Source organism: Streptomyces recifensis (assembly GCF_002154615.1).
Lineage (GTDB): Bacteria > Actinomycetota > Actinomycetes > Streptomycetales > Streptomycetaceae > Streptomyces > Streptomyces griseoluteus.
The window spans coordinates 1-1,146 of record NZ_MUNH01000449.1 but is presented as its reverse complement, the minus strand read 5'-3'; the positions used below and the strand labels follow the sequence as shown (position 1 = coordinate 1,146).

Genomic DNA, 1,146 nt, shown 5'->3' with positions numbered 1-1,146 from the left:
CCTGTGCGGACGCCGCCGGCTTGTCGGTGGTGCGGAACACGGGGTACGCCCGGGAGTTGCCCATACCGAACCGTCACACGTCCTCACCGGCTCGCGCCGGCGAGATCGGCCGATCACCGTGCGAGCAGCTCCAGCGTGTCGATCACGCGGTTGGAGAAGCCCCACTCGTTGTCGTACCAGGCGACGACCTTGACGTGGCGGCCGTCGACCCGGGTGAGGGCGGAGTCGAAGACGGAGGAGGCCGGGTTGCCGACGATGTCGGAGGAGACCAGGGGGTCCTCGGAATACTCCAGGACACCGGCGAGGGGGCCCTCGGCGGCCGTGCGGTAGGCGGCGAGCACCTCCTCGCGGGTGACGTCGCGGGCGACCGTGGTGTTCAGCTCGACGATCGAGCCGACCGGCACCGGGACCCGGATCGAGTCGCCCGACAGCTTGCCGTCGAGGTTCGGCAGCACCAGGCCGATCGCCTTGGCCGCGCCCGTGGTCGTCGGCACGATGTTCACGCCGGCCGCGCGCGCCCGGCGGGGGTCGCGGTGCGGGCCGTCCTGGAGGTTCTGCTCCTGGGTATAGGCGTGCACGGTCGTCATGAACCCGTGCTCGATTCCCGCGAGTTCGTCCAGTACGGCGGCCAGCGGGGCCAGCGCGTTGGTCGTGCAGGAGGCGTTCGACACGATGGTGTGCAGCGCCGGGTCGTAGGTGTCGCTGTTCACCCCGTACGCCAGCGTCACGTCGGCGCCGTCCGAGGGGGCGCTCACCAGCACCCGCCTGGCACCCGCGTCGAGGTGGGCACGGGCGGCCTTCGCCGAGGTGAAGCGGCCGGTCGCCTCCAGCACGATGTCCACGTCCAGCTCGGCCCAGGGGAGCTGGGCCGGCTCGCGCTCGGCGAGGACCTTGATGCGGCGGCCGTCGACCACGAGGGTGTCCCCGTCCACCTCGACCGGACGGCCGAGCCGCCCGGCCGTCGAGTCGAAGGCCAGTAGCCGGGCCAGCCCCGCGGGTTCGGTGAGGTCGTTCACCGCGACGACCTCGAGGTCACTGTCGCGTTCGAGCAGAGCCCGCAGCACGTTGCGTCCGATGCGGCCGAATCCGTTGATGGCGATGCGCGTCATGAATGATGTCCCTTCCGTTCGCCCCCAGGTTCGCGGA

Annotated in this window: 1 protein-coding gene; it reads right to left on the bottom strand. The window is 71.3% G+C overall.

The features are described 5' to 3' along the window. Window positions 1-113 precede the first annotated feature (113 nt). On the bottom strand, window positions 114-1,109 hold the full coding sequence (gene gap, locus CCN33_RS22320) for a type I glyceraldehyde-3-phosphate dehydrogenase (RefSeq protein ID WP_086695313.1): 996 nt from the start codon (window positions 1,107-1,109) through the stop codon (window positions 114-116). Window positions 1,110-1,146 lie beyond the last annotated feature (37 nt).

What these genes read in the sequence shown, in the direction of transcription:
- gap (WP_086695313.1), bottom strand. Translation starts at nt 1,109, where the DNA reads ATGACGCGCATCGCCATCAACGGATTCGGCCGCATCGGACGCAACGTG.